Source organism: Pseudomonas sp. RL_105y_Pfl2_101 (genome assembly GCF_963970585.1).
Classification (GTDB): Bacteria; Pseudomonadota; Gammaproteobacteria; order Pseudomonadales; family Pseudomonadaceae; genus Aquipseudomonas.
Window position 1 is genome coordinate 1 of record NZ_CAXAPG010000101.1, and the last position, 2,169, is coordinate 2,169.

The following is a 2,169-nucleotide window of genomic DNA, read 5'->3' on the forward strand; positions in this document are numbered from 1 at the left end:
GGGATCCGTTCAGCACCGCGGCAAATGCGCGGATGTACCGCACCGGCGACCTGGGTCGTTACCTGCCGGACGGCAACATCGAGTACCTGGGGCGCAACGATGACCAAGTGAAGATCCGCGGTTTCCGTATCGAGTTGGGCGAGATCGAAGCGCGGCTGGCGCAGCATGAGGCGGTGAAAGAAGCTGTGGTGCTGGCCCGTGAAGACGTGCCGGGCGAGAAACGCCTGGTGGCTTATTTCACCACGCACTCAGTGGAGGAGATGGCGGATATCGAAACCCTGCGTACCCATCTGCAAGGGCAATTGCCGGAATACATGGTGCCGGCTGCCTACATGCGGCTCGATGCACTGCCGCTGACCCCCAACGGCAAGCTCGACCGCAAAACCTTGCCAGCGCCGGATCATTCAGCAGTGATCGTCCGTGAATACGAGGCGCCACAAGGAGAAGTGGAAGCCAGCATTGCCCGGATCTGGGAGGACTTGCTCAAGCTCGAACAAGTCGGTCGCCACGACAACTTCTTTGAACTGGGCGGGCACTCGCTGTTGGCGGTGAAAATGATCGAACGCATGCGCCAGATCGAGCTGAGCGTCGATGTGCGGGTCTTGTTCGGCCAGCCGACGTTGGCCGCGTTGGCTGCCGCCGTCGGTGGCTACCGGGACGTCGTGGTGCCGGCCAACGGTATCCCGGCCGATTGCACGCGCATCACACCGGACATGCTGCCGCTGGCCGCGCTGTCCCAAGCGGAGATAGAGCAGATCGTCGCGGCGGTGCCGGGCGGTGTAAGTAACGTCCAAGACATTTATGCCCTGGCGCCGTTGCAGGAAGGCATTCTCTATCACCATTTGGCCGCCGCCGAAGGCGACCCCTATTTGCAACAGGTGATATTCGGTTTCGACCAGTTCACGCGCTTGGAAGATTTCGCCCATGCGCTGCAAGCCGTCATTGCCCGGCACGATATCCTGCGAACTGGCGTGCTCTGGGAAGGCTTGCCCGAACCCATGCAGGTGGTCTGGCGAGACGCGCCACTGAGTGTCGAGCCGGTTGCGCTGGATCCGGCGCAGGGTGACATCGCCACGCAGTTGCACCAGCGTTTCGACCCGCGATTCTATCGCCTGGACATTCGCAAGGCGCCGATGATGCGGCTTGTCTACGCGCAAGACCTGGCGAACCAACGCTGGGTGGGCATGCTGTTGTTTCACCATCTGGTGGACGACGTCACGTCACTGGCGGTGCTGTCGGCGGAAATCGAAGCGCACATGCTCGGTCAGGCGCAGCGGCTGTCGGCGTCGGTGCCGTACCGCAACTTCGTGGCCCAGGCTCGCCTGGGTGTGAGCCGTGAGGCGCACGAAACCTTCTTCCGTGAAATGCTCGGTGACATCGACGAGCCGACGTTGCCGTTCGATTTGCAGGATGTGCAAGGCGATGGCAGCGGCCTCGAGGAGGTGCGCCAGGAAGTCGAGGCCGACCTGAGTCGTCGACTGCGGGCCCAGGCGCGTCACTTGGGAGTGAGCGCGGCGAGCTTGTATCACCTGGTTTGGGCGCAAGTCCTGGGCAAGATATCGGGCAAGGACGATGTGGTGTTCGGCACGGTATTGGTCGGACGGATGCAAGGCGGTGAGGGGGCCGACCGCGCGCTGGGGATGTTCATCAATACCTTGCCGTTGCGAGTGAGTGTCGGGCAAACCGGGGTTCGTGCGGGGGTGAAAGCGACCCATGCCCGCTTGACCGCACTGCTGGGCCATGAACACGCCGCGTTGGCGCTGGCGCAACGCTGCAGCGGTGTGCAGGCGCCGACGCCGTTGTTCAGCGCCTTGCTCAACTATCGCCACTCCGGTACCACAGTGTCGAGCGAGGCATTGTCGGCTTGGAGCGGCATCCAGATCCTCAGTGGCGAGGAGCGGACCAATTATCCGCTGATGTTGTCGGTGGATGACCAGGGCGAGGCATTCAGCTTTACGGTCATGACCCCCGCGCGCATTGGTGCGCAGCGGCTTTGTGGTTATGTGCAACACACGCTGGAAAGTCTGGTCGCGGTGCTTGAACAGCAGCCGGACCTGCCCTTGCAGCAGGTGTCGATCCTGCCGACGTCGGAAAGCGAGAAGTTGTTGGTGACGTTCAACGCCACCGAGGCGGACTATCCGCGACAACAGACGATCCATGGGTTGTTCG

1 protein-coding gene is annotated in these 2,169 nt (G+C 62.4%); it reads left to right on the forward strand.

The annotated features are described in order from the left end of the window. Positions 1 to 2,169 (forward strand): condensation domain-containing protein (locus AACY31_RS28530; protein WP_339505615.1); only part of this gene is annotated, 2,169 nt, incomplete at both ends.